This is a genomic window from Plantactinospora sp. WMMB334 (assembly GCF_049179095.1).
Classification (GTDB): domain Bacteria; phylum Actinomycetota; class Actinomycetes; order Mycobacteriales; family Micromonosporaceae; genus Plantactinospora.
On record NZ_JBMHME010000002.1, the window covers coordinates 4,168,458 to 4,192,528 of the forward strand.

27 protein-coding genes and 1 pseudogene are annotated in these 24,071 nt (G+C 73.6%); 11 read left to right on the forward strand and 17 right to left on the reverse strand.

The features are described from left to right. The first annotated feature begins 114 nt into the window (after window positions 1-114). The 4 genes from ACN27G_RS17840 to ACN27G_RS17855 all read left to right on the forward strand — a co-directional run bounded on the left by ACN27G_RS17840 (window position 115) and on the right by ACN27G_RS17855 (window position 4,003). Window positions 115-1,269, forward strand: a complete 1,155-nt coding sequence (locus tag ACN27G_RS17840) for a class I SAM-dependent methyltransferase (protein ID WP_421493931.1) — start codon at window positions 115-117, stop codon at window positions 1,267-1,269. Window positions 1,270-1,315: 46 nt separating this feature from the next. Continuing rightward, entirely contained in the window at window positions 1,316-1,705 is a 390-nt protein-coding gene (locus ACN27G_RS17845; RefSeq protein WP_421493932.1) for a cellulose binding domain-containing protein, read from the forward strand. Window positions 1,706-1,886: 181 nt separating this feature from the next. Continuing rightward, on the forward strand, window positions 1,887-2,576 hold the full coding sequence (locus tag ACN27G_RS17850; RefSeq protein ID WP_421493933.1) for a response regulator transcription factor: 690 nt from the start codon (window positions 1,887-1,889) through the stop codon (window positions 2,574-2,576). A 29-nt stretch (window positions 2,577-2,605) separates the two neighbouring features. Beyond that, window positions 2,606-4,003, forward strand: coding sequence for an ATP-binding protein (locus tag ACN27G_RS17855; protein ID WP_421493934.1), 1,398 nt, complete (start codon window positions 2,606-2,608; stop codon window positions 4,001-4,003). Between the two features lie 373 nt (window positions 4,004-4,376). Here the strand turns inward: ACN27G_RS17855 and ACN27G_RS17860 are convergent, their stop codons facing one another. Both ACN27G_RS17860 and ACN27G_RS17865 read right to left on the reverse strand, forming a co-directional pair. Then, complete coding sequence (locus ACN27G_RS17860) at window positions 4,377-5,402, reverse strand: adenosine deaminase (RefSeq protein ID WP_421493935.1); 1,026 nt, start codon at window positions 5,400-5,402, stop codon at window positions 4,377-4,379. A gap of 11 nt (window positions 5,403-5,413) precedes the next feature. Beyond that, the gene (locus ACN27G_RS17865; RefSeq protein ID WP_421493936.1) at window positions 5,414-6,205 is read right to left on the reverse strand and encodes a trans-aconitate 2-methyltransferase; all 792 of its coding nucleotides are present in this window, start codon (window positions 6,203-6,205) and stop codon (window positions 5,414-5,416) included. A gap of 79 nt (window positions 6,206-6,284) precedes the next feature. Here ACN27G_RS17865 and ACN27G_RS17870 point away from each other — a divergent pair, with 79 nt between their 5' ends. Next, a complete protein-coding gene (locus ACN27G_RS17870; protein ID WP_421493937.1) occupies window positions 6,285-7,268 on the forward strand; it encodes an aldo/keto reductase in 984 nt (327 codons plus the stop codon). A gap of 104 nt (window positions 7,269-7,372) precedes the next feature. Beyond that, window positions 7,373-7,576, forward strand: a complete 204-nt coding sequence (locus ACN27G_RS17875; protein WP_421493938.1) for a hypothetical protein — start codon at window positions 7,373-7,375, stop codon at window positions 7,574-7,576. A 107-nt stretch (window positions 7,577-7,683) separates the two neighbouring features. Here the strand turns inward: ACN27G_RS17875 and ACN27G_RS17880 are convergent, their stop codons facing one another. The 7 genes from ACN27G_RS17880 to ACN27G_RS17910 form a co-directional block, all read right to left on the reverse strand. Continuing rightward, window positions 7,684-7,887, reverse strand: a complete 204-nt coding sequence (locus tag ACN27G_RS17880) for a cold-shock protein (RefSeq protein ID WP_007075740.1) — start codon at window positions 7,885-7,887, stop codon at window positions 7,684-7,686. Between the two features lie 243 nt (window positions 7,888-8,130). Continuing rightward, a complete protein-coding gene (locus ACN27G_RS17885; RefSeq protein WP_421493939.1) occupies window positions 8,131-8,403 on the reverse strand; it encodes a DUF4235 domain-containing protein in 273 nt (90 codons plus the stop codon). Beyond that, the gene (locus tag ACN27G_RS17890) at window positions 8,400-8,711 is read right to left on the reverse strand and encodes a DUF3618 domain-containing protein (RefSeq protein WP_421493940.1); all 312 of its coding nucleotides are present in this window, start codon (window positions 8,709-8,711) and stop codon (window positions 8,400-8,402) included. Before ACN27G_RS17890 ends, ACN27G_RS17885 begins: the two co-directional genes overlap by 4 nt. Beyond that, the gene (locus tag ACN27G_RS17895) at window positions 8,708-9,139 is read right to left on the reverse strand and encodes a phage holin family protein (RefSeq protein ID WP_421493941.1); all 432 of its coding nucleotides are present in this window, start codon (window positions 9,137-9,139) and stop codon (window positions 8,708-8,710) included. Before ACN27G_RS17895 ends, ACN27G_RS17890 begins: the two co-directional genes overlap by 4 nt. A 185-nt stretch (window positions 9,140-9,324) precedes the next feature. After that, the gene (locus tag ACN27G_RS17900; RefSeq protein WP_421493942.1) at window positions 9,325-10,554 is read right to left on the reverse strand and encodes a mechanosensitive ion channel family protein; all 1,230 of its coding nucleotides are present in this window, start codon (window positions 10,552-10,554) and stop codon (window positions 9,325-9,327) included. A 135-nt stretch (window positions 10,555-10,689) separates the two neighbouring features. Then, complete coding sequence (locus ACN27G_RS17905) at window positions 10,690-11,511, reverse strand: DUF1206 domain-containing protein (RefSeq protein ID WP_421493943.1); 822 nt, start codon at window positions 11,509-11,511, stop codon at window positions 10,690-10,692. A 94-nt stretch (window positions 11,512-11,605) separates the two neighbouring features. After that, entirely contained in the window at window positions 11,606-11,965 is a 360-nt protein-coding gene (locus ACN27G_RS17910) for a hypothetical protein (RefSeq protein WP_421493944.1), read from the reverse strand. Window positions 11,966-12,137: 172 nt separating this feature from the next. Here ACN27G_RS17910 and ACN27G_RS17915 point away from each other — a divergent pair, with 172 nt between their 5' ends. Continuing rightward, window positions 12,138-12,422, forward strand: a complete 285-nt coding sequence (locus tag ACN27G_RS17915) for a GNAT family N-acetyltransferase (RefSeq protein WP_421493945.1) — start codon at window positions 12,138-12,140, stop codon at window positions 12,420-12,422. A gap of 78 nt (window positions 12,423-12,500) precedes the next feature. Beyond that, a complete protein-coding gene (locus ACN27G_RS17920; protein ID WP_421497361.1) occupies window positions 12,501-13,544 on the forward strand; it encodes a PQQ-dependent sugar dehydrogenase in 1,044 nt (347 codons plus the stop codon). Between the two features lie 63 nt (window positions 13,545-13,607). Here ACN27G_RS17920 and ACN27G_RS17925 read toward each other — a convergent pair whose 3' ends face one another. Next, window positions 13,608-14,387 (reverse strand): DUF6042 family protein, encoded by a 780-nt coding sequence (locus ACN27G_RS17925; RefSeq protein WP_421493946.1) that lies wholly within the window; start codon window positions 14,385-14,387, stop codon window positions 13,608-13,610. Window positions 14,388-14,494: 107 nt separating this feature from the next. Then, window positions 14,495-16,009: a glycoside hydrolase family 3 protein gene (locus tag ACN27G_RS17930; RefSeq protein ID WP_421493947.1), complete on the reverse strand. Its 1,515-nt coding sequence runs from the start codon at window positions 16,007-16,009 to the stop codon at window positions 14,495-14,497. Between the two features lie 205 nt (window positions 16,010-16,214). Between ACN27G_RS17930 and ACN27G_RS17935 the strand changes: the two genes are divergently transcribed. Then, a complete protein-coding gene (locus ACN27G_RS17935) occupies window positions 16,215-16,391 on the forward strand; it encodes a hypothetical protein (RefSeq protein ID WP_421493948.1) in 177 nt (58 codons plus the stop codon). Between the two features lie 109 nt (window positions 16,392-16,500). On the opposite strand, the gene ACN27G_RS17940 is transcribed toward ACN27G_RS17935, so the two are convergent. The 3 genes from ACN27G_RS17940 to ACN27G_RS17950 all read right to left on the reverse strand — a co-directional run bounded on the left by ACN27G_RS17940 (window position 16,501) and on the right by ACN27G_RS17950 (window position 18,545). Further along, a complete protein-coding gene (locus ACN27G_RS17940; RefSeq protein WP_421493949.1) occupies window positions 16,501-17,694 on the reverse strand; it encodes an RNA polymerase sigma factor in 1,194 nt (397 codons plus the stop codon). A 20-nt stretch (window positions 17,695-17,714) separates the two neighbouring features. After that, window positions 17,715-18,068, reverse strand: coding sequence for a YciI family protein (locus tag ACN27G_RS17945; RefSeq protein WP_421493950.1), 354 nt, complete (start codon window positions 18,066-18,068; stop codon window positions 17,715-17,717). A 63-nt stretch (window positions 18,069-18,131) separates the two neighbouring features. After that, entirely contained in the window at window positions 18,132-18,545 is a 414-nt protein-coding gene (locus ACN27G_RS17950; RefSeq protein ID WP_421493951.1) for a DUF6069 family protein, read from the reverse strand. Between the two features lie 242 nt (window positions 18,546-18,787). Between ACN27G_RS17950 and ACN27G_RS17955 the strand changes: the two genes are divergently transcribed. Both ACN27G_RS17955 and ACN27G_RS17960 read left to right on the forward strand, forming a co-directional pair. Beyond that, window positions 18,788-20,479, forward strand: coding sequence for a RecQ family ATP-dependent DNA helicase (locus ACN27G_RS17955; RefSeq protein ID WP_421493952.1), 1,692 nt, complete (start codon window positions 18,788-18,790; stop codon window positions 20,477-20,479). Window positions 20,480-20,602: 123 nt separating this feature from the next. After that, complete coding sequence (locus tag ACN27G_RS17960; protein WP_421493953.1) at window positions 20,603-21,109, forward strand: hypothetical protein; 507 nt, start codon at window positions 20,603-20,605, stop codon at window positions 21,107-21,109. 28 nt (window positions 21,110-21,137) lie between these two features. Here the strand turns inward: ACN27G_RS17960 and ACN27G_RS17965 are convergent, their stop codons facing one another. From ACN27G_RS17965 to ACN27G_RS17975, 3 genes and pseudogenes are all read right to left on the reverse strand, one after another. Beyond that, window positions 21,138-22,118, reverse strand: a complete 981-nt coding sequence (locus ACN27G_RS17965; protein ID WP_421493954.1) for a DNA topoisomerase IB — start codon at window positions 22,116-22,118, stop codon at window positions 21,138-21,140. A 286-nt stretch (window positions 22,119-22,404) separates the two neighbouring features. Then, a pseudogene (locus ACN27G_RS17970) lies at window positions 22,405-23,313 on the reverse strand (glycosyltransferase family 9 protein); the annotation flags it as partial. Next, complete coding sequence (locus ACN27G_RS17975) at window positions 23,310-23,978, reverse strand: SDR family oxidoreductase (protein ID WP_421497362.1); 669 nt, start codon at window positions 23,976-23,978, stop codon at window positions 23,310-23,312. The pseudogene ACN27G_RS17970 and the gene ACN27G_RS17975, both read right to left, overlap by 4 nt. Window positions 23,979-24,071 lie beyond the last annotated feature (93 nt).

Consider the following 24,071-nt stretch of genomic DNA (forward strand, 5'->3'; position numbering starts at 1 on the left):
CTCCTTACGATCTTGGACGAATCGGACGGCACCGACGGGATCGGTTCGCTCAGATGCTATCGGTCCTGCGTTTTCCCCCTGCCGGCGCCGCTACCTCGGCGTTAGATTGACGCCGTGGCAGTCGTGGACGCGGTGAGCGCGTTGCAGCGCAGATACCAGACCTTCTTCGGCACCGGGCCGGGCGTACCGTTCGCGGTGGCTCCGCCCGACGGCGGCCCGGCGCGCACCTTCGGCACCGGCGAGCCGCAGTTCACCATCGTGGTCAAGGACGAGCGCGGCGCCAGGGCGCTGGCCGACCTGGACCAGTTCGCGGTCGCGGTGGCGTACCTGCAGGGGTCGCTGGACGTCGAGGGCGACCTGGCGGCGGCGCTGCGGATGCGGTCGTTCTTCACCGACCGACATCCGATCGCCTTCCTCGGCCGCTTCGTGCCGGCGCTGCTGCGCGGCCGGCGGGAGGACGACCGGCGCACCATCTCGCACCACTACGACGAGGACTCCGACTTCTTCCTGACCTTCCTCGACCACCGGCACCGCTGCTACACCGAGGGGGTCTTCGCCTCCGACGACGAGCCGCTGGAAGACGCGATGACCCGCAAGATGGACCTGGCGCTGGAGGCGATCGGGGTCTCCCCCGGCGACCACGTGCTGGAGGTCGGCGGCGGCTGGGGCGCGTTCGCCGAGCACGCCGCCCGCAAGGGCATCAGGGTCACCACCACCACGCTGTCGGTGGAGTCGGAGCGCTTCCTCACCGACCTGTTCGACCGCGAGCGGCTGCCGGTGCGGGTGGTCCGGGAGCACATCTTCGGCTACTCCCCCGGTGAGCGCTACGACGCGATCGTCAACATGGGGGTCACCGAGCACCTTCCCGACTACCGCACCACGCTGCGCAAGTACGCCGAACTGCTCCGGCCGGGCGGCCGGGTCTACCTGGACGCGCTGGCTATGCGCCGCAAGCACGTCGTCTCCACGTTCATGAAGCGGTACGTCTATCCCGGCGCCTCGGCCCCGCTGCTGCTGCACCAGTACCTGCGGCACGTGGCACACTCGCCGTTCGAGCTGCTCAACCTGGTCGACGACCGGCACAACTACTACCTGACCTGCCGGGAGTGGGCCCGCCGGCTGGACGCGGCCCGGGACGAGATCGTCAAGCAGTGGGGCGAGCCGCTCTACCGCCGGTTCCGGCTCTTCCTCTGGGGCTCGGCGGCCGGCTTCGACACCGGCATGGTCCAGGCGTACCGCTGGGTGCTGCAACTGCCGCCGGCCCGGTGAGGAAGGGCCCCCGCTTATCGTTTTCTGTTGTAGAAGGGCCCCCTCCTTGCACCTGGGAGGGCTCGGCGCGACCCGGGACCCGGAGCTGGTCCGGCGGATCGGCCGGGCCACCGCCGAGGAGGTCGCCCGCACCGGGGCCAACCGGACCTTCGCCCTCCTGCCTCTGCGTGGCCCGCGAAGCGGCGGGTTCTCCGCGAACGTCACGATCCGGAACACCGGCACGTCGGCGGTTGCCGGCTGGACGCTCGGCTTCACCTTCCCGTCCGGCGGGCAGCGGGTCGCGCAGGGCTGGTCGGCCCGGTGGACCCAGTCCGGCGCCGCCGTCACCGCGACCAACGGGAGCTGGAACGCCAACCTGGCGCCCGGCGCCTCGGTCGGGATCGGCTGCACCGGCAGCCACGGCGGAAGCAACCGGCGCCGACCGGCTGCACGCTGAACGGCCGACCCTGCACCGGAGGTGTCTGACGACGCGGCACCGCGCCGCAGGCGCGTGAGGACGGTCGGTGTGCCGATCGGCGCCCGGTGCGTCCGGATCTGTCCCTGGAGTGTCTGCTCCGGGCGGAGGGACGTACCGGGCGTCGATTCACCCGACTTGCCACGGGCAGTACGGTCATCAGGTGGCCACGGTGCTCCTGGTCGAAGACGACCATGTCGTGCGCGGCGCGATGCTGCGCTCCCTGGCCGACCGCGGGCACGCGGTGCATGCGGTCGGCACGGCCCTCGATGCCCTGCGCCGGGTCGCCGCCGAAACCCCCGACCTGGTCGTGCTCGACCTCGGGCTGCCCGACCTGGACGGCGCCGACGCGCTGCGGATGCTGCGCGGCATCACCGACGTGCCGATCATCATCGCCACCGCCCGCGACGACGAGCAGGCGATCGTCCGGCTGCTCCGGGCCGGTGCCGACGACTACATGGTCAAGCCGTTCACCGGTGCCCACCTGGATGCCCGGATCACCACGGTGCTGCGCCGGGCCGGCCGGGCGAGCCGGACGGTCGAGCCGGCCGTACACTCCGTCGGCGGGCTGCGGATCGACGTCGGCGAGCGGAGCGCACACCTCGACGGGGTGCCCCTGGCGCTGACCCGCAAGGAGTTCGACCTGCTGGCCTATCTCGCGGCGCGGCCCGGCCGGGTAGTGTCCCGCCGGGAACTCTTGGAGGAGGTATGGCGGCAGCCATCGGTCGGCGAGGATCAGACCATCGACGTACATCTGTATTGGCTCCGCCGCAAAATGGGCGAGTCCGCGGCGAAGCCCCGCTACCTGCGCACCGTGCGGGGGGTCGGATTCCGGTTGGTGGTACCGGACTGAGGTTGGCGCTGGCCTACCTCGGGGCCGGCATGACAAGCATCGTCGCGCTCGCCTTCCTGATCCCGCTCGGTACGGCGCTGCAACGGGACGCCCGCGAGGACGCGCTCGCCGAGGCGGCCCGGCGCAGCGCGGTGGTCAGCGGTGCCCTGGCGGTCGGCGCCGACCCGTCGGCGCTGCGCCGCGTCGTCGAGTCGGCCGCCGGCAACGCCGCCGCCGCACCGCCGGTGGTGCACGGCATGGACCTCGGCGCCGAGCCCCGGGCCGCCACCGGCGACGTCGACCGGGCGATCCGGACCAACGTGCCGCTCGTCGCCGACGTCTCCGGCGGGGTGGTCCGGCTGGAACCGGTCACGGTCGCCGGCCGCGTCCTGGTGGTCGAGGTCTTCGTCCCCGAGGCGGCGCTGCAGGCCGGCACCGGCGGGACCTGGCTGATGCTGATTCTGGTCGCCGCCGGCCTGGTGATCGCCTCGGTGATCGTGGTGGACCGGCTGGCGGCCCGGGCCGTCGCGTCGGCGCGTGGCCTGGTGCAGGCGGCGCTCGCGGTCGGCGACGGCGACCTGGACGTGCGGATCCAGCCCGGCGGGCCGCGCGAGCTGGCCGAGGCCGGGTACGCCTTCAACCGGATGGCGGACCGGCTGGTCACCTCCCGCACCGACGAACGGGAACTCGTCGCCGACCTGTCGCACCGGCTGCGTACGCCGCTGACCGTGCTGCGGCTGGACGCCGACGCGCTCGACTCCGACGACACCAGCGTCGGTTCGTTCAGCGCGGCCGAACTCGACCGCCGCCGCACGATCCGGCGGATCCGGCAGGCGATCGTGACGCTGGAAGGCGAGATCGACGTGCTGATCAACACGACCCGGAAGACGGTCGCCCAGGAGGCCGCCCCGGGGAGCTGTGACGTCAGCGAGGTGGTCCGGGACCGGATGGTCTTCTGGTCGGCGCTCGCCGGTGACCAGAACCGGTCGCACCGGGTCATCGGGGCGCACACCCGGATCCCGGTGCCGGTGCCCCGGGCGGAGCTGGCCGCCGCGCTCGACGCGGTGCTGGGAAACGTCTTCCGGTACACCCCGCAGGGCACCGCCTTCGAGGTCGCCGTCTCCCGCCGGGACGGCTACATCGCGGTCCGGGTGGACGACGCCGGTCCCGGCATCGCGGATCCGGACCGGGCGCTGCGCCGGGGTGCCAGCGACCGCGGCTCCACCGGGCTGGGCCTGGACATCGCCCGCCGGGTGGCCCAGCAGGCCAACGGCTCGGTCAGCATCGACCGGGCCCGGCTCGGCGGCGCGAGCGTGGTCATGCTGCTGGCCGACCCGGACGCCGCACCCCGGCAGGTCAGCCGCTTCGGGTTGGTCGGCCGGCTGGCCCGGGAGAAGGAGACGGGCACCCGCCGCCGCTGGTCGCGGCAACGCCCGGACGGCGACTGAGCGCGGTGCGCCGGCCGGCCTCCGGAAGGAGTTTCTGGTCCGGCGCAGATCTTCCTTAGGTCTGGATTAACGGCGGTCACGCCGCCGGGATCGGCTGGCAACATCGGACGCGATCCCATCCTGCTCCCCCGGGTCACCACCCACAGATGTCGCCCAACCCGACCCGGAGGAGCCTGGCGCGCGGCGGGGACACGGTCCCCCACACCTGGTCCTCCGCCGCGCGCCGAAAGCGGCGCAGGGACGGCCGGTGCGTGACGCGTACCGGCCGACCCCGCCCCACGATCGCTGGCCCGGCGCGGCCGCCCGCAGCACCCCGCGCCGGGCCAGCCTCAATCTTCGGCCGCGCCCGACCCGCCGGACGACGCGGGCCGGCTCAGGACCCGTGGGCGGCCAGGTAGGCGTCGATCTCCGCGATCAGCTTGTCCCGGTCCGGCGGCGCCAGGAACGAGGCGGTGACCGCGTTGCGGGCCAGTCCGGCCAGCCCGGCGGCGTCGAGGTCGAGCAGCCGGGCGGCGACCGCGTACTCGTCGTTGAGGGTGGTGCCGAACATCGGCGGGTCGTCGGAGTTGACCGTCACCAGCAGGCCGGCCCCGACCAGTTGGGGCAGCGGGTGCTCCTCGATCGAGCCGACCGCCCGGGTCCGGACGTTGGAGGTGGGGCAGACCTCCATCGGGATCTGCCGCTGCGCCAGGTGTTCCAGCAGGGCCGGATCCTGTGCCGCCGAGATGCCGTGCCCGATCCGCTCGGCACCGAGCTCGTGCAGGGCGTCCCAGATGGTCCCCGGGCCGGTGGTCTCGCCGGCATGCGGCACCGAGCGCAGCCCGGCCGCCCGGGCCTGGTCGAAGTAGGGCTTGAACTGCGGCCGGGGCACCCCCATCTCCGGGCCGCCGAGGCCGAAGCTGACCAGGCCGTCCGGTCGTTCGCCGAGCGCGATCCGCAGGGTCTGCTCGGCCGCCGGCAACCCGGCCTCACCGGGGATGTCGAAGCACCAGCGCAGCGAGATGCCGAGTTCGGCCTCGGCGGCCCGGCGGGCGTCCTCGATCGCCTCGCAGAACGCCGGTGCGGGAATGCCCCGGTGCACGTGCGAGTACGGGGTGACGGTCAGTTCCGCGTACCGGACCTGCTGGCGGGCCAGCTCCCGGGCCACCTCGAAGGTGAGCAGCCGGACGTCGGTCTCGTCCCGGATCAGGTCGACCACGCTGAGGTAGATCTCGACGAAGTGCGCGAAGTCCCGGAACTCGAAGTAGCTGGCCAGGGCCTCCGGATCGGCCGGCACCCTGGTCCGGCCCTCGTGCCGGGCGGCCAGCTCCGCCACGATGCGCGGCAGGGCGGAGCCGACGTGGTGCACGTGCAGCTCCACCTTGGGCAGACCGGCGATGAAGGCCGAGAGGTCGGTCACGGATACTCCCCCTACTGACGGGCGCCCGTGCGGGCGACGACGAAGACGCGGCGGAACGGAAACTGCACCAGCCCGTGCCGGACCGGGTACGCCGCCACCAGCCGTTCACCGAGCGCGGACCGGAACTCGTCCCAGGCCGTACCCGCGCCGCCCAGCGCGGCCCGGACCGGGCGCAGCGCCGTCCCCTCCATCCAGGTCAGCACGGGATGGTCGGTGGCGTCGGAGGCCGGGAGCAGGTGCACGTAGCTAGTTTCCCAGGCGTCGACCACGCAGTTCGCGCCGGTCAGCAGGGTGGCGTAACCGGCGGCGTCGGAGACCGGCGACTCCCGCGCCAGCTGCCCGACCCGGTCCCGCCAGCGCGGCTGCCCGGCCAGCGCCCGCAGCTCCCGGTGCGAGGCGGCGGCGAAGTTTCCCGGCACCTGGAATGCCAGCCAGGAGCCGGCGGCCAGCTCGCGGGTCCAACGCAGCAGCAACTCCTCGTGCCCAACGACCCACTGCAGCATCGCGTTGGAGACGATCACGTCGACCTCGGGCCCGGGCGACCAGGAACGGGAATCGGCCACCGCGAACTCGACCCCGGGACCGCCCGATGCCGTGGCGGCCCCGATCATCTCGGTGGAGGAGTCCAGTCCGACGATCCGGGCGCCGGGCCAGCGCGCGGTCAGGCTGCGGGTCAGGTTGCCGGGGCCGCAGCCGAGGTCGACCACCGCCCGGGGCCGGTCGGCGCCGATCCGGGCGACCAGCTCGAAGAAGGGCCGGGAGCGTTCGTCGCCGTACCGGAGATAGCTGGCCGGATCCCACACGACTCCTCCAAACCGTACGTACGTCTTACTTACTGTAGCCGCTGCTCGCCGGATCTGCCCCGGAGATAGGCTGCCCGGCGTGGAGAAGCGAATGTTCCCGCGGTTGCACCGCGAGGTCGGCGTGGTCGGGCTCGGCGCCTGGCAGCTCGGTGCCGACTGGGGCCAGGTCAGCGACGCCGAGGCCCTGGCGGTGCTGACCGCCGCCGTCGAGAGCGGAGTCACCTTTGTGGACACCGCCGACGTCTACGGCGACGGACGCAGCGAAGAACTGATCGGCCGCTTCCTGCGCGAGCGGCCGGACGCCGGACTCACCGTCGCGACCAAGATGGGCCGCCGGGTGCCGCAGACCCCGGCCGCGTACGTCCTGGAGAACTTCCGGGCCTGGACCGACCGGTCCCGGCGCAACCTCGGGGTGGACGTGCTCGACCTGGTGCAACTGCACTGCCCGCCCGGCCCGGTCCTCGCCACCGACGCCGTCTTCGACGCTCTCGACACCCTGGTCGCGGAGGAGCGCGTCGCGGCGTACGGGGTCAGCGTCGAGACCTGCGACGAAGCCCTCGCCGCGATCGCCCGGCCCGGGGTGGCCAGCGTGCAGATCATCCTCAACGCGTTGCGGCACAAGCCGATCGAGCGGGTCCTTCCCGCCGCCGTCGCCGCCGGGGTCGGCATCGTCGCCCGGGTGCCGCTCGCCAGCGGACTGCTCTCGGGCCGCTACGACGAGCGGACCACCTTTCCGGACGACGACCACCGCAGCTACAACCGGCACGGGGAGGCCTTCGACGTCGGCGAGACGTTCTCCGGGGTCGACTACGCCACCGGACTGGAGGCGGTACGCCGACTGCGTACCGTGGTGCCGCAGGGCGCGACGATGGCGCAGTTCGCGCTCCGCTGGATCCTCGACCAGCCGGGCGTCACGGTGGTCATCCCCGGCGCCCGCAACGCCGACCAGGCCCGCGCGAACGTCGCCGCCGCCGCACTCGCGCCGCTGCCAACCGAGGCGACGGCCACGGTGACCGCGGTCTACGACGACCTGGTCCGCCCCCAGGTGCACGACCGCTGGTAGCGCGGCCGGGCGCGGCGGTGCGTGCGTTCCGGCCCGCCGTGCGGTTGGCTGGACCGTGACCGAGCCGTGCCGACCCGGATGGCGCCGGAGAGGAGAGGGCGGAGATGAAGGGGTGGCTCCCGCTCACCCTCGGGCTGCTGGCGGTCGTCGTCGGCGCCGTCTGGACGTTGCAGGGGCTGGGCCGACTGGGCGGCAGCGTGATGACCGGAGAACCGGTCTGGGCGGTGGTCGGACCGCTCGTCGTGGTCGCCGGACTGGTGCTGGTGGTGCTGGGCCTGCGCGCCCGGAACCGTCGCGAATCCTCCTGAACGCGTGGCAGGCAATGGATACGCGTCGAGCCCCGTTCGTCACGGGGCTCGACGCGGATCCCGAAGGTATCGAAACTCGGGGGCCGGCGGGGGCCGGCCCTTTCGGATCAGATGGGGCGAACCTGCTCCGCCTGCGGCCCCTTCTGGCCCTGAGCGATCTCGAACTCCACCCGCTGGTTCTCCTCCAGCGTGCGGTAGCCGCTGGTCTGGATGGCCGAGAAGTGGACGAACACGTCAGCACCCCCGCCGTCGACGGTGATGAAGCCGAAGCCCTTGTCTGCGTTGAACCACTTCACGGTTCCCTGCGCCATGTGTATCTCCTTCTAAAACTGGCGGCCGAGCACGCCGTGCGGCCGGTTGGCCGTTTTCGAGCAGCGGCGCCTTGAGTCGGCCCCCACGAAGGAGGACTTCCCTCGACCCACGCTGTCTCTCAACAGCGTGGAACAGCAAACCACGTACGCAAAAACTTCGCATAGCCTACCGGACGAAATTCTCCGACATGTGACCTGAGACCGCCGTCCCCGCGGGCCGGGGCATCGACGGTGCGGCACCGTTCAGTCGGGCCAGCGGCCGGTGAGCCGGCGTACGCCGATCGCGCCGCCCCGGTCCACGGCGGCCCGGACGACCGCGAAGATCGCCCCCTGCAGGGCGGCGGCGGCCAGGATCTCACCCCAGCCACGGTCCTCGTCGATCGCGTCCGGGGCGTCGCCGTCCCCGGCGGTCCACTTCCAGACCTGCCGGAAGACCGCACCGGCCGCCACACCGGCGGCCATGCCCATCAGGATGCCGACCGGACGGTACGCCAACTTGCTGACTGCCTTACTCACCCACGTCTCCCTCGTGCCATCAGCACCACGACCGCCAACGCCAGCGCCCCGGCGGCGACCACGGCCCAGGGGACCGGATGGCGCAGCGCCAGCGAACCCGCGTCGTGCACCGACGACCGCACGTTCGCCGTGGTCTGCCCCGCCCGCTGCCTCACCCGGTCCCGGGTCTGCGCGGCCGAGTCCTTGAGCCGGGCCTTCACGTCCGCCCTGGCGGCCAACGCCTGGACGGTCTCGCCGAGTTCCGCCCGGGTCTGCCGGATGTCCTCCCGGAGCGCCTCCGGGTTGCCGAAGCCGTTGCTGCGAGTCATCCCTGTCCCCTGTCCCGGACCGCCGTGGCCACCGTACGCACGTCCGCCCGCAGGCTGTCCGCGGCCGCGCTCGGCGTCGGCGGCACCGCGCGACGCACCTGCCGGCGGCCCACCAGGGCGAGCACACCGGCCAGCAGGAAGAGCGCGCCGGCCACCACCAGCGCGGCCGCCCAGCCCGGGATGACCACCGCCAGTCCCAGCACCGCGGCCGTCACCAGAACGGCGAATCCGAAGAGCGCCATCACCCCGCCGCCGCCGAAGAGGCCGATCCCGATGCCGGCGTGCCGCCCCTTCTCGGCCAGCTCCATGCGGGCGAGCGCGAGTTCGTCACGGACCAGCCGGGACAGCTGCTCGGTGGCCCGCTGCACGAGCTCGGCGGTGGACTGCTCCGCGACCGGTCGCGCGGACTCGCGTACGACCTCGGCCATGGTGTCCTCCTTTCCCGGTTCCTGAGCTGTATGCCCCGGTCGCCGGTCGTTCAATCCTGATGACCGTGCACCGTCCCGCTGTGGTTAGTGTCCGCCACCGGGCGCCCGGTTTGCGGCCGATCCGGCAGGTCGACCGCCGTGCCAACCGAGGTCGGCGCCGCGACGGCCGGGCGGCCCGGCCGGGCTCAGCGCCGCGACGCCTCGGCCGGCTCGTCGGGCCCGACGAAGGCGCTGCTGCGGGCCTCGCCGTCGTCGCCGCCGCCGAAGAGCCGGGCGTCGTCGGGTGGCTCGTGCTCCGTCCGCCCGTTGCCGGCCGAGCGGGGCCGGCCCGCGCCCGCGGTCGGCCGGCGCGGCGCGGCCGACTGCCACGGCAGCAGGCCGGAGCCGTCGCCGACCTCGGCCCGCAGCCGGGGCAGCGCGGTCGGCCGCTGGTCGCGAAGCCAGCCGACCAGATGCTCCCGGACCAGGCAGCGCAGGTCCCAGAGCCTCGGTGCGTCGGCGGCGCTGACCAGGGCACGCAGCCGGACCATCCCGCCGACCGCGTCGGTGACCTGCAGCACGCAGGTCCGCCCGTCCCACAACTCGGTCCCCTCGACCAGCCGGCGCAGTTCCTCCCGCATCGCCTGCACCGGCACCGACCAGTCCACCTCGAATTCCGCCGTGCCGAGGACGGCGGCCCGGGTCCGGGTCCAGTTCTGGAAGGGCTTGCTGGTGAAGTACGAGGTGGGCAGGATCAGCCGCCGGTCGTCCCAGATCTGCACCACCACGTAGCTGAGGGTCAGCTCCTCGACCCGGCCCCACTCCCCCTCGACCACCACCACGTCGTCCAGCCGGACGGCGTCGCTGAACGCCAGTTGCAGCCCGGCGAAGACGTTGCCCAGCACGCTCTGCGCGGCCAGGGCGGCGACCACACCGATCACCCCGGCCGAGGCGAGCACGCTGGCGCCGACGCCCCGCACGCTGGGAAAGGTCATCAGCATCACACCGAGGCTGAGCACCACGATGACCGCGACGGTTATCCGGCGCAGCATGACGATCTGGGTCTTGATCCGCCGGGCCTGCCGGTTGTCGGGCACGTCGAGCCGGAACCGCGCCAGGGCGGTGTCCTCGCTCACCAGCAGCAGCGACGCGACGAACCAGGCGGTGGTGGCGACGACCGCCAGCACGAGCAGGTGCAGCAGGGTCTGCCGCCACGGCGTACCGACGCCGTAGCCGGTGCTGAACCGCACCCCGAACTGGATCGCCAGCACGGTCGCGGCCACCTGGAAGGGCCGGTGCGAGTGCTCGGACAATTCGCTGAGCAGCACCGATCGTCTGCCCAGCCGGCGTACCGTCCGGTGCACCGCCTCGACCACGACGAGCGCGAGCACCGCCGCGCCGACCGTGACCACGAGCGTCCACAGATAGCTGTCCACCAATGTTGTTCCCTCCATGCCGAAGCCGGGTGCGGCCCTGGGATCTCCAGGGCCGCACCCGGCTGGGGGCGTCGGATCGTCGTGGGCTACGGGCAAAGTATGAAGAATGCCCGATAGAACCCGATCCCGTCCAGGCTAAACCTTCCGGTACCTCGCCTGGACCAGACAGAAGACGGCGAAGGCGGCGATGCCGAGGGCGACAAGTGTGAGCAGGATCGACCCGAACGCCTGCTCACGCAGCGTGTGCAGGGCGGCGTCCAACCCCCGGGCCCGGTCCGGGTCGTAGTTCACCGCGGCCGTCACCACGAGCACTCCGGCGATGCCGTACGCGACGCCCTTGGCGGCGTAACCGGCGACGCCGAGCCGACGCGAGATCTTCCGGGTGTGCGGGCTCATCTCACCGGTCCGCAGATGCCGCTCGAAGCGCTTGACGAAGCCGTACCAGACCAGTCCGGCGCCGAGGGCGGCCAGGCCCAGGCCGGCGAGCCCGACGAGCAGGCGTCCCCCGCCCGAACTCATCAGTTGCTCGGTCAGCGCCTGCTGCTTGTCCGCACTCGACGACGTCGCCTGCCGGACGACCTGGAACGCGGTCCAGGCGAAGTAGAGGTAGACGACGGTACGTCCGGCGGAGCTGAGCCGCTCCAGCATCCGCTCCCGGCCCCGGTACTCCCGATGCCCGACCGCCGCCTCGAATGCCTGCCAGATCCCCATCGCGACCAGGCCGACCCCGATCGCGACGACCAGGAACCCGCCCAGCGGCTGGGCGGCAAGGGTGCGCAGCGCACCGGACTGGTCGCCGTCGGCGGCCGGCCGACCGAAGGCGATCTGCAATGCCAGCCAGGCGAAGAGCAGGTGGACGATGCCGTAGCCGACAAAACCGGCCCGGGCGAGGATCTCGAGCGGCCGGCTGTCCTTGGCCCGCGCCGCGGTGGTTCCGGCGGTGTGAGTAGCTGACATGGGGCAGTCAATGACCGGTCGGCACGATTCTCAAACGTCCCCGACCCGGGTCTCCCGGCAGGCGGGGAATGCAGGCGGGGAGTGACAGCGGCGGTCAGCCCGGGTTGCGGCCGATCCGCACCACCACCTGCTCCTGGTCGGCGCTCTGCACCGTGGCGTAGAGGCCCCCGACCTCGGTCGCCTGCTCCCCGACGGTGAGCGAGAGCTGCTCGCCGGCAACCTCGATGGTCACCACGTCGCCGTCGACGCCGACGAGCGTGGCGTCCACGCCGAAGATGCTGGCCCGGGCGTCGACGCCCCGGTCGAAGGTGACGGTGCAGGCGTCCAGGCCGCACTCGGTGCTGGCTCCCTCGGAGTTGCAGCCGGCCAGGACGGCGGTGCCGAGGGCGAGCGCGGTGAGCAGACCGGCGGCACGGCGGACGGTGGTCGATCGGTGATACGGGGGATTCGTCACTCTGCCAAGGATAACGGGGCTTCCCCAGGCAACCGCCGGGCCCGGGCACGCGCCGGTCTCGCCGCCGGCTGGCGCACAAGGCGGCTCTCGCCCGGCTACCGGGCGGGCTCGCCGAGCCGGTTTCCGGTGGGGTTCCCGGCGCGGCCGGGACGGTGGGTGGAGAATTGCTCCGATGAGCTTCCTGGTGCAAGAAGATCCCGCCCGCCGTCGCTTCGAGATCCTGGTGGACGACAGCCTGGCCGGCTTCATCGGCTACCGGATCGAGTCCGGGACGATGGTGCTGGCGCACACCGAGGTCGACAGCCGCTTCGAGGGCAAGGGGGTGGGCAGCGCGCTTGCCCGGGGCACCCTCGACCAGCTCCGCGACCGGGGCGAGCGGGTCCGGGTCACCTGCCCGTTCCTCCTCTCCTTCCTGGAGCGCCATCCCGAGTACGCCCCGGTGGTCGTGGCGGACTGAGATCGACGGGCTACCGTCGTACCCGTGGCGGAGCCGGAAGTGCGCCCGACGGGCCGGGCGGGTCGAGTGGTGGTCGCGGTGGTCGGGGTGGTCGTGCTGGCCGCCGCCGTCGTCGGGGTGGGGCTCTGGCGGGGGTGGTTCGCCGACCCGTCGGTCTCGGACGCGCCCCGGGTCCGGCCCGGCACTGTCGAGACGCTGGTCGGCAACCTCGAAGCGCCCTGGGGGCTGGCCTTCCTGCCGGACGGCTCGGCGCTGGTGACCGAGCGGGACAGCAAACGGATCCTCCAGGTCACCGGCGGCGAGGCCCGGGAGGTGGCCCGGATCGAGGAGGCGACACCGGCCGGTGAGGGCGGCCTGCTCGGCCTCGCCGTCTCCGCCGACTACGCCGGGGACCGCTGGGTCTACGTCTACTACACGGCCGCCGGGGACAACCGGATCGCCCGGCTGCGCCTCGGCGACGCCGCCGCCCCGGAGATCGTGCTGAGCGGCATCCCGCGCGGCTCCCGGACGCACAACGGCGGCCGGATCGCCTTCGGACCGGACGGCATGCTCTACGTCGGCACCGGTGACGCCGGGGACCGCGACGCGGCGCAGGACCGGAACAGCCTGGCCGGCAAGATCCTGCGGATGACCCCGGACGGCCGGCCCGCCCCGGGCAACCCGTTCCGGGACACCCTCGTCTACAGCTACGGCCACCGCAACGTGCAGGGTTTCGGCTGGCACGCCGACGGCACGATGTACGCCTCCGAGTTCGGGCAGAACCACTACGACGAACTCAACCGGATCATTCCGGGCGGCAACTACGGCTGGCCGGAGGTGGAGGGCGACTCCGACGACCCCCGCTTCGTCGCCCCGCTCGCCACCTGGGGCACCGCCGAGGCGTCGCCGAGCGGGCTGGCGGTGGTCGGCGACCGCGTCTGGCTCGCCTGCCTGCGCGGGCAGCGGCTCTATCGGATCGGCACCGACGGGCAGCACGCCGAGGCGCTGCTGACCGACGAGTACGGCCGGCTCCGGCACGTCGCCCCGGCGCCGGACGGCTCGCTCTGGGTCCTCACCTCCAACCGCGACGGCCGGGGCTCCCCGGAGTCCGACGACGACCGGATCCTGCGGCTGATCCCGTAGCCGCAGGTGCAAGGAAGGGCCCCCGCTACAACAGAAAACGATAAGCGGGGGCCCTTCCTTGCGTCAGATGGCGTGTTCCGGGGCGGGCAGCTCGGTGAAGGGGAAGCGGAGCCGGAAGTCGGGCCAGGGCACGCTGAGTCGCAGCCGCTCGTCGCCACGGCCGGTGTCGACCCCCAGCTCCGCGATCTGACCGAGGTCGGAGAGCGAGCGCCGGGCCTGCTCCTCGGTGACCCCGGCGGCGCCGGCGAGTCTGGTCAGGCTGGTGCTGACCAGCCTGCGGCGCCAGCGCCGCCGGGTACGCTGGGCCAGCCGGCGGATCGCGATCGCCACCAGAACGGCCTGGTCGTCCCGCTGCGCCCGGGTCTCCAGCTCCCGCTCCTCCGCGGAGAGCGGCAGCACCTCCAGCGGATCGCGGTCCAGCCGTGGCGTGATCCACGGGTCGCCGTCCCCCGTCTCGGCGACGATGTCGAAGAGACCGAATTCGGCCAGGCAGAGCAGCAGTTCGCCGACCGTGTGCGGAACCGGGATCCCGCGCCGCCGGCACATCTCGGCGAAGAGTTCGATCCGGGTGGCCCGGACCCGGACCATCCAGGCGTAGTGCTCCCGGGCGTGCAGTTCGACGTCCTCGGCGTCCCGGCCGGCGCGGCGCCGCCGGGCCCGATCCACCCACTCGTCGACGCTGCCCGGGTCACACCACGCCGGGCCCTCCCAGGGCACCATCGTCGCCCAGGCCGACCGGCGGAACCGGGGCTGGGCGGGCACCACGGTGAGGTGGGCGAAGGCGCAGGGTAGCCACCGGATCCAGGACGGAGTGAGGGCGGCCCGCTGCCAGCGAGGGGTCACCGGACGAACGATACAGCGACTCGCCGTGAACGTGGGGGTACCCTTCGTGACACCGACGGTACGGATCGGCCCGCGGGCCGAACGTCCGATCAGGACCGTACGTCTGATCAGGACCGTCCGGTGAGCACCTCGGCGGCGGCCCGACCGGCGGCCCGGGTGGCGCCGTAGGTCGCCAGGTGTGCCCGGCCGACCACCGCCGACGGTACGCCGAGTTCCACCACCACCGCGTCCGGGCGCTCGACGAGGATCCGCCGCACCGCCGCCGCCATCCACTCGTGCCGGTGCAGGTCCCGGACCACGAGCACCAGCGGGCGGCCGGCGGCCGGACCGAGCGTGTCGGCGGGCGGCGCACCGTCGGCGCCGATGTCCCCGGCGGCCAGCCGTGCGGTCGTGGTGCCGGGCAGCAGGACGGCCAGCGGTGCACCCACCCCCCACGGCGTCTCGGCGCCGATGGCGATGTTGCGGGGCGGTTCGAACTCCAGCACGTGCGCCGGGCCGGTCAGCGGCAGCACGGCCGGGCCGGCGCCGTCGGTCACCCGGACCGCGCGCCGGGCGGCGGCCAGCCCGAGCCGGGAGCCGTCCGGGCCGGGGTCGCGCCAACCGGTCCCGGTCCGGGCTGCGCCGCTCCAGGCCGCGAGCAGCCCGACCCGCTTGGCCGCCTCGACCAACCGCTCCTCGGGCAGCACCCCGGCGAGCACGGCGTCGACGATCGCCTCCCGCAGCCGCCGGACGTCCGCCTCGGTGGCATGCCCGCCGCCGACACAGATCGCGTCGGCACCGGCGACCAGGGCCCGGACGGTCGCACCGCCGAGGCCGTACCGGTCGGTGACCGCGCGCATCTCGATGCCGTCGGTCACCACCACACCCTGGAAGCCCAGCTCCTCCCGGAGCAGGTCGGTCAGGACCCGCCGGCTCAGCGTCGCCGGCCACTCCGGGTCGATCGCCGGGACCAGCAGGTGGCCGGTCATCACCGCCTGCACCCCGGCGTCGATCGCGGCCCGGAAGGGCGGCAGCTCACAGGCGTTGAGGCGGGCCCGGGACACCTCGATCCGGGGTACGTCGAGATGGGAGTCGACGCTGGTGTCCCCGTGCCCGGGGAAGTGCTTGGCGCAGGCGGCGACCCCGGCCGACTGGAGGCCGCGTACCCAGGCGGCGGTGTGCCGGGCGACCAGACCCGGATCGGAGCCGAAGGAGCGTACGCCGATCACCGGGTTGTCGGGGTTGGCGTTGACGTCCGCGTCCGGTGCGTAGTTCAGGGTGACCCCGGCGGCGGCCAGCTCGGCACCGAGGTCGCGGGCTATCGCCTCGGTCAGCTCGGGGTCGTCGACCGCGCCGAGCGCCAGGTTGCCGGGGCGGGAGCTGCCCAGCCGGGACTCCAGCCGGGTGACGTCACCGGCCTCCTCGTCGATCGCCACCAGCACGTCCGGCCGCTCGGCGCGCAGCGCGGCGGTCAGCGCGGTGACCTGCTCGGTGTCGACCACGTTGCGGGCGAACAACACCACCGCGCCGAGCCCTTCGCCGAGCCAGCGGCGCACCCAGTCCGGCGGCCGGGTGGTGCCGACGAAACCGGGCTGGAGCACCGCCGCAGCCAGGCTGGACAGGTTGTCCGTCGTTCCGCTCATCCCGCCGGCTCCCCCGCATCTACAGTGGACAGCCGCCGCCCTGGTAGCGGCGGGTGCTGCCATGGTCACACCAGCTCGGAAAATAGTCAATAAACCTTCCTATTAGCCGGAACGAGTCGGAAGGTCGACAGGCGACGCGACGCCGCCGGCCGGGACGCAACAGGGCAGCGGTGACGGTGCCGCCGGGGCGTGCGACAGTGCTGGGATGCAGCAGTCGAGCATCCCGGCGGGCGGGCCGCGCCTCGCCGAACTGCCGTACCGCCTCTTCGCCGCCGACGAGACGAGCTGGTTCGACATCCCGGGCGTCCGGATCGTCGGCGCCATCCTCGGCACGGTGCTGTTGCTCGCCGCGCTGCGGTCGATGTTCGGCGGCCGCCGCTAGCGACCCGCACAGCCACCCGGACCGAAGGGCCGGGGACACCGCTCGGGGCCGGGGACCGTCGGCGCCGGAAGGCTGTCGAGCTGGGCGCGCGAACGGGGCGCCGGGACGTTCAACGGGGGGGCGGGTCCAGCCTGGCGCGGCGGTTCTGCAGGTAGGCGCGCTCGGTCTCGTTGGTGGCCAGTGCCGTGGCCTGGTCGTAGGCGGCTCGGGCCTCGGCGTCGCGTCCGAGCCGGACCAGCAGTTCGGCCCGGACGGCGGGAAGCCGGTGATAGCCGGGCAGCTCGATCTCCTCCAACGCGGCCAGGGCGGTCGCCGGTCCGTGCACCTCGGCGACCGCGACCACACGGTTGAGCGCGACGATCGGGGTCGGCGCGAGCGCGAGGAGCTGGTCGTAGAGTGCCAGGACCTGCGTCCAGTCCGTGGCGGCGCCGTCGGTGTGCACCGCGTTGATCGCGGCCTGGATCTGGTACGGGCCGGGCCGGTTGCGCCGCAGGCAGCGACGAACCAGGTCGTGGCCCTCGGCGATGAGCGTCCGGTTCCACGCCGACCGGTCCTGGTCGGCCAGTAGCACCAGCTCGCCGGCCGGGCCGAGCCGGGCCGGGCGACGCGCCTCGGTCAGCAGCAGCAGCGCGAGCAGGCCGAGGACCTCGGGCTCGTCGGGCATCAGGGCGGCGAGCTCGCGGGCGAGGCGGATCGCCTCGGCGCAGAGGTCGGTCCTGATCAGCGGTCCGGCGGTGGCCGCGTAGCCCTCGTTGAACATCAGGTAGAGGACCGTGAGCACCGGCAGCAGCCGGTCCGGCAGCTCGTGTCCGGCGGGCACCCGGTAGGGGATGCCGGCGTCGCGGATCTTCTTCTTGGCCCGCACGATCCGCTGGGCGATCGTCGCCTCCGGCACCAGGTAGGCCCGGGCGATCTCCGGCACCTCGAGTCCGCCGAGCAGGCGGAGCGTCAGGGCGGTCCGCGCGTCGGGGCCGAGCGCCGGGTGGCAGCAGGTGAAGATGAGTCGCAGCTGGTCGTCCTTCACCGGTCCCACCTCCTGTGGCTCGTTCTGCTGGTGCAGCAGCAGGGCCTGGACGTGCCGGGCCTCGCGGGTCGACTCCCGGCGGAGCCGGTCGACGGCCCGGTTGCGGGCGGTGGTCACGATCCAGGCGCCCGGGTTGGGCGGGACCGTCTCCCACTTCTGCAGTGCCGTGGTGAACGCGTCCTGCACCGCCTCCTCGGCGAGGTTGATGTCGCCGAGGAGGCGGGTCAGCGTGGCGACGCAGCGGCCGTACTCCGCGCGGTAGATGCTCGCCAGGTCCATCTCGGGTGACCGCCCGGCGGTCAGGCCTGGGACAGGTCGTCGAAGGGGCGGACCTCGATCGGGCCGCAGGCCGCCGCGCACTTCTCGGCCCAGGCCAACGCCTGGTCCAGGTCGTCGCACTTGATGACCCAGAATCCGGCGATGTGCTCCTTGGCCTCGGCGAACGGCCCGTCGCTCATGGTGGTGGTGCCGTTCTCCGTCCGGACGACGGTGGCGCTCTCCGGCGCCGTGAGACCCCCGGCGAAGACCCAGGCGCCCGCGGCCTGCAGTTCGTCGTTGATCCGCTCGGTCTCCCTGAACATGGTCTGCATCTCCTCGTCGGACGGCATCACTGCGCCCTCGACGTAATGCACGGAAAGCAGGTACTGCTTCATGACGTTCCTCCGGTAGCTCCTGGTGGATGGTGACTGGCTCTTGGTGGATGGTGACAGGTCGGGTCAGGCGGCCAGGCGGCGCGCGACAGCGGGAATCACGATCGCGGCCGCGACCAGGTGGGTGAGCATCAGCAGCGCCCTGGTGGCCGGTGCGGCGTCGGCGATCACGTCCGGCACCAGCGACAGGACGGTCAGCACCACGGTCGTACGGACGAAGGTGCGCCGCGGACGCCGGGCGAAACGGGACAGCAGCGCCGCCATGACCACCCCGACCAACGAGAAGATCGCCGTCAGCGTGCCGAACCCGGTGACCGGGATCGGAGCGCCGCTCACGTCGAGGCTGATCCCGGCCGCGTGGCCGGCGGCGGCGACGGCCATGGTGGCGGCGCTCGCGACGACCGTGGCGACCAGACCGGTCCCGACCAGCGCACCGAGGGTCGACGTGGTGGCGCGGGTCGTGTTCACGGTGGTGTTCATCGTGCCCTCCAGCGAGGTCGTGTGCACCGGCTCGGTGCCGGGCTCTCACCAGGGCTACGAAAAGGATCAACCCCGATCGACAGAGACGCCCGGATCATCTCAGGAATTTTTTCGACCCGCCGTCGGGGCGTCGCCGGCGAGGCCGGGCGGATCGGGTTCGCGCCGGCAACGCCGGCCGGGCCCGGTGCGAAGCGACGCTGCTCCGTTTCGAGGACGAACCGCCTGGGTACCTGCGGCAACCGATGAAGCTGCCACCTCTGCACGCCACCCGGCTCCGCCGGGCCGCCCGGCACCACTTCGGCTGGCGATCGCTGCGCCCCGATCAGCTCACCGCGATGCGCGCCCTGATGCGCCGCCGGGACGCTCTCGTCGTACTCCCGACCGGGGCCGGGAAATCCGCCGTCTACCAGGTGCCGGCGACGCTGCTGCCGGGACCGACGGTGGTGATCTCCCCGCTGCTCGCCCTCCAGCAGGACCAGATCGGCGCCCTCAACGAGCGGAACCGCCCCGAGCTGCGTGCGGTGCGGATCAGCTCGGCCGAGAGCGCCGGCCAGCGCACCGCCGCGCTGGACGAGATCCGCTCCGGACGGGCCCGGTTCCTCTTCACCACCCCGGAGCAGCTCAACAACCCCGACCGGCTGGCCGAGGTACGCGGGCTGCGCCCGGCCCTGGTCGCGGTCGACGAGGCGCACTGCATCTCCGCCTGGGGACACGACTTCCGCCCCGACTACCTGGCGTTGGGGCACCTGATCCGCGAACTGGGCCGCCCACCCGTGGTCGCGCTGACCGCGACGGCGTCGCCACCGGTCCGGGACGACATCGTCGACCGGCTCGGCCTGCGTAAGCCCCGGCTGGTCGTCTCCGGGCTGGACCGCGCCAACCTCTTCCTCGAGGTGGCGAACTGCGCCACCGAGGACTACCGTTGGCGGCGGCTGCTGGCGCTGCTGCGCGCCGACGAGCGTCCCGGCATCGTCTACGTGCCGACCCGGCGGGCCGCCGAGGAACTGGCCGAGCGGCTGACCTCGGCCGGCTTCCCGGCGCAGTACTACCACGGCGGGATGCCGGCCGGCGCCCGCGAGGAACTGCACGAGGACTTCCTCGCCGACCGGGTGCCGATCATGGTCGCCACCTCGGCCTTCGGGATGGGCATCGACAAACCCAACATCCGCTGGGTGGCGCACATGGCCCTGCCCGACGCGCCGGACAGCTATCTCCAGGAGATCGGCCGGGCCGGCCGGGACGGCGAACTGGCCCGTGCGCTGCTGCTCTGGCGGGCCGAGGACGTCGGCCTGCGCCGCTACTTCACCGGTGGCGCCCCGGACCCCGAGGAGCTGCGCGACCTGGCCGCGCTGCTCCGGGAGGGGCCGACGACCCGGACGGCGCTGCGCGAGCGGACCGGGCTCGGTGCCCGCAAGCTCGGTCAGCTGCTCGCCCTGCTGGAGCAGGTCGGTGCCGCCGACACCCTGCCGGACAACCGGCTCGGCAGCCCCCGGTACGCCCCGAAGCCCGCCGACGCGGCCACCGCCGCGCTGGCCGAGGCGGAACGCCGGCAGACGGTGCAGCGGTCCCGTACCGACATGATGCGGGCGTTCGCCGAGACCCGGAGCTGCCGGGGGCGGGCCCTGCTGGCGTACTTCGGTGAACGGCTCGCCCGGCCCTGCGGGCACTGCGACAACTGCCAGGCCGGACTGGCCGACACCGGCACGGGTGCGGCCGCCGGGCGCGACACCGGCGCCGGCCGCGACCGGACCGGCAGGGCGGACAGGCAGCCCTTTCCGGTGCACAGCGCCGTCCGACACACCGAGTGGGGCACCGGGATGGTGCTCGGCTACGAGGACGACCGGATGACCGTGCTCTTCGACGAGGTGGGATACAAGACGCTCTCGGTGCCGGTGGTCAGCGAACAGGGCCTGCTCGTGGCCGCCGACGACTGAGCCACGGGGATCGCCGGACCCGGCTCGCCGGGGACGTCCCGGGCGGGTACGGCGATTCGGTTTGCCCTCGGCCACCGCGTGCCGTGAGATGTGATGGTTTGTACTCAGTGGAGGGAGGTTGCCGTGACCGAGCAACCGCTGTATGCGAGCGAGTTCGGATTCTCCGACGACGAGTGGGGGCTGCTGGTCGGCCTGCCGCAGTCGGTGCTGACCGCGGCGAGTGCCGCCGAGTCGGACGGCGGACGCCGGACCCGGACGGAGAACGCCGCCGGGCTGGAGAGCATCGCCGCCGGCCGGGAGTCGGCCAGCCCGCTGGTCGCCGCCGTCGCCGGAGAGCTGATCATCCGGGTCGGTGATCCGGAGGTGGGCGAGGAGCTGCCGGTGATCGAACCGGAGGACCCGAAGGCGTTGATCGCCGACGTGCTGAGCCGGGCCGAGGCGGCGTCCAGGCTGCTCGCCGGCAAGGTCTCCGAGGGCGAGGCGGGCGCGTACCGGCACTGGCTGCTCACCATCGCCGAGCAGGTGGTGACGGCGGCGCCGACCGGTGGCGTACTCGGCCTCGGCGGCGACGAGGTGACCGAGTCGGAGCGTCGCTTCCGCGACGAGCTCTCCCACGTGCTCAACGACTGACTCCTTCCCGGGCTCCTCCCCGGGCTCCTCAGCGGGCGAGGAGCTCGAGGACGGCACGCTCGGCCTCGGCGTCGGTGCTCCGCGGTCCCACCTCGGCGACCGTGCCGCTCTGGTAGAGGTCGAGCAGGCGGGGATCGACGTAGGACGCCCGGGCCACCGCCGGGGTGTTCCCGAGCCGGCCGGAGACCCGGCGCATGGCCTCGGCGATCACCCGGCGCCGGGCGCTCACCGACCGCTGCGGTCCGGCCTCGGCGAGCGCCCGGGACGCCCAGAGGGTGGCGTGCCAGGTGCGGAAGTCCTTCGCGGTCATCTCCCCGCCGCTCGCCGCCCGCAGGTAGTCGTTGACCTCGTCGCTGCGTACGTCCCGCCAGCAGCGGCCGTCCCAGTAGCCGAAGAGCCGCTGCGCGGCACGCCGCCGGCGGCGCAGCTCACGCAACACCCGGCACGCCTGCGCGTCGTCGATCCGCAGCACCTGCGCGATGCCGCCCTTCGCCGGAAACTCGAAGACCACCGCACCGGCCCGGCAGCGGGCGTGCTCGGGGCGGAGCGTGGCCACCCCGAACGTCGGGTCGTCGCCGGCCGCGTACTGGTCGCTGCCGATCCGGAACGTGCCCATGTCGAGCAGCCTGGCCACCGTCGCCAGCACCCGGGGCCGACGCAGCCCTCGGCCGGCGAGGTCGGCGTCGACCCGTTCGCGGAGCACCGGCAGCCGGGTGGCGACCTCCAGCACGTGGTCGAATTTCGCCTGGTCGCGACGGGTCCGCCAGGTCGGGTGGTAGAGGTACTGCCGCCGCCCGGCCGCGTCGGTGCCGACCGCCTGGATGTGCCCGCCCGGATGCGGGCAGATCCACACCTCCTTCCAGGCCGGCGGGATCACCAGCTCGCGGAGCCGGGTCAACTCCGCCGGGTCCCGGATCGGCCGCCCCTGCGTGTCGAGGAAGACCATTCCGCGACCGTGCCGGCGCCGCCCGTAGCCGGGGGCCGACAGGTCGCTACGCCGCAGCCGCATGACGGTCCCGCCCCACCCGGTCGACCTCGCCCGCGGCCGCCAGCACCTCCTCCACCTCGATCGCGGCCAGCGCCGGGTGGATCCGGGGCGGCTCGGCGGACGGCTCGGCGGACGGATCGGCGGACGGATCGGCGGACGGATCGGCGGACGGATCGTCCCACCGGCCCTCCGACCGGCGCGCCGGGCCACCGCGCGAGCAGTCCTGCAGGGAGCCGGCACGCGAGCAGTCCTGCGGCCAGCCGGCGCCCGAGACGGCCTGCGGGGAGCCGGCGCCCGAGACGGCCTGCGGCGTTCCGTCCCCGGCGGCGCCGGCCGGCCGGTGCAGGGCCCGGTGCCAGGGCCGGTCCGGCGGCGGGCCCCAGAGCTGCGGCCGAACCGGCCCGAAGAGCACGACGGAGGGCGTCCGGTACGCCGTCGCCAGGTGCGCGACCCCGGTGTCCGTACTCAGCACCAGGCGGGCGTGCCCGACCACGGCGGCCAGCTCGGCCAGGGTGAGCCGGCCGGCCAGTACCGCCGTCGGGGCCAGCCCCGCCGCCCGCGACACCCGCTCGGCGAGACCCCGCTCGGCCGCCGAACCGGTCACCACCACCCGGTGCCCGGCCCGGGACAGCTCCCCGGCCAGCGCGGCGAACCGTTCCGGCGGCCAGCGCCGGCGCGTACCCTTGCCGCCCGGGTGCACGACCGTCACCCCGACCGGCACCCGGCGGGGCGCCGGAAGGCGCAGGCCCAGGTCGTCCGGGTCGCACTCGATGCCGTACCAGCTCAGCAGCCGGCACCAGCGGCGTACCTCGTGCTCCTCCTCCCGCCAGGGCGGACCGTCGACGTGGCCGGCCTCGGCGCAGTGGTAGCCGCAGAGCCGTTCCGGGCCGGCGGCGGCGAGCAGCCGGTGCGACTCCGGCCCACGGCCGTGCAGGTTGACCGCCCAGTACGGCGCCGGCCCGGCCCAGCCGCGCCGCTCCAGCCCGTCGATCGGCAGCCCGTCGGCCGGCAGCCCGTCGGCCGGCAGCCCGTCGATCGGCAGCCCGTCGATCGGCAGCACGTTGTCGACGTCGCCGATCAGCTCGACCAGCGGGCTGAGCCAGTCGGGTGCGGCGACCGTGAGGGTCTGCTCCGGAAACGCGGCGCGCAGTCCGCGCAGCGCCGGCACCGCCGTCGCCAGATCACCCACCCCGAGCGCCCGCAGCACCAGGATCACGGATAGGAGGTCTCCCGATCGGCGCAGACCACCATCTCCCGGACCGCGCATCCGGGTGGCTGGCGCAGCGCGAAAAGCACGGCCGCCGCGACGTCGGCCGGGTCGTTGAGCGCGGCGTCGGCACCGGGCCGGTACCGCGGTTCGCGCTCGTCGAAGAAGGCGGTACGCATGCCGCCCGGCAGCAGCAGCGTCACCCCGACCGAACCGGCCAGCTCGGCGGCGAGCGCCCGGGTGAAGCCCACCACGCCGAACTTCGCCGCGCAGTAGGCGGTCGCGTCGGCCACCGCCTTCACCCCGAGGGTCGAGGCGACGGTGACGACCGTGCCGCGCGAGCGTTCCAGATAGGGCAGGGCCGCCCGGATCACGGCGGCGGTGGCCAGCAGGTCGACGGTGACGATCCGCTCCCAGGTCTGCCCCGGCACGTCGGCCAGCCGCCCCGGCACGTCCACCCCGGCGGCGGTGACCACGCCGGCGAGCCCACCGGCCCGCTCGGCGAGTTCCCGGGTGGCCGCCTCGGCGGCCCGGGTGTCGGACAGGTCGCACTCGAGCCACGGCACCGAAGCGGCCGGCGGCTGCCGGTCGAGCACGTACGGCCGGCCGCCGGAGTCGGCGATCGCGGCCACCACCGCCGCGCCGAGACCGCTGGAGCCGCCGCTGACCAGCACCGCGCCGTCACCGTCCCGCGCGGCCGCACCCGGCGGGGCGGCCGCCGGCCCGGACCGGGGCGCGAGCGCACCGCCGGCGCCGTCGAGGCCGCC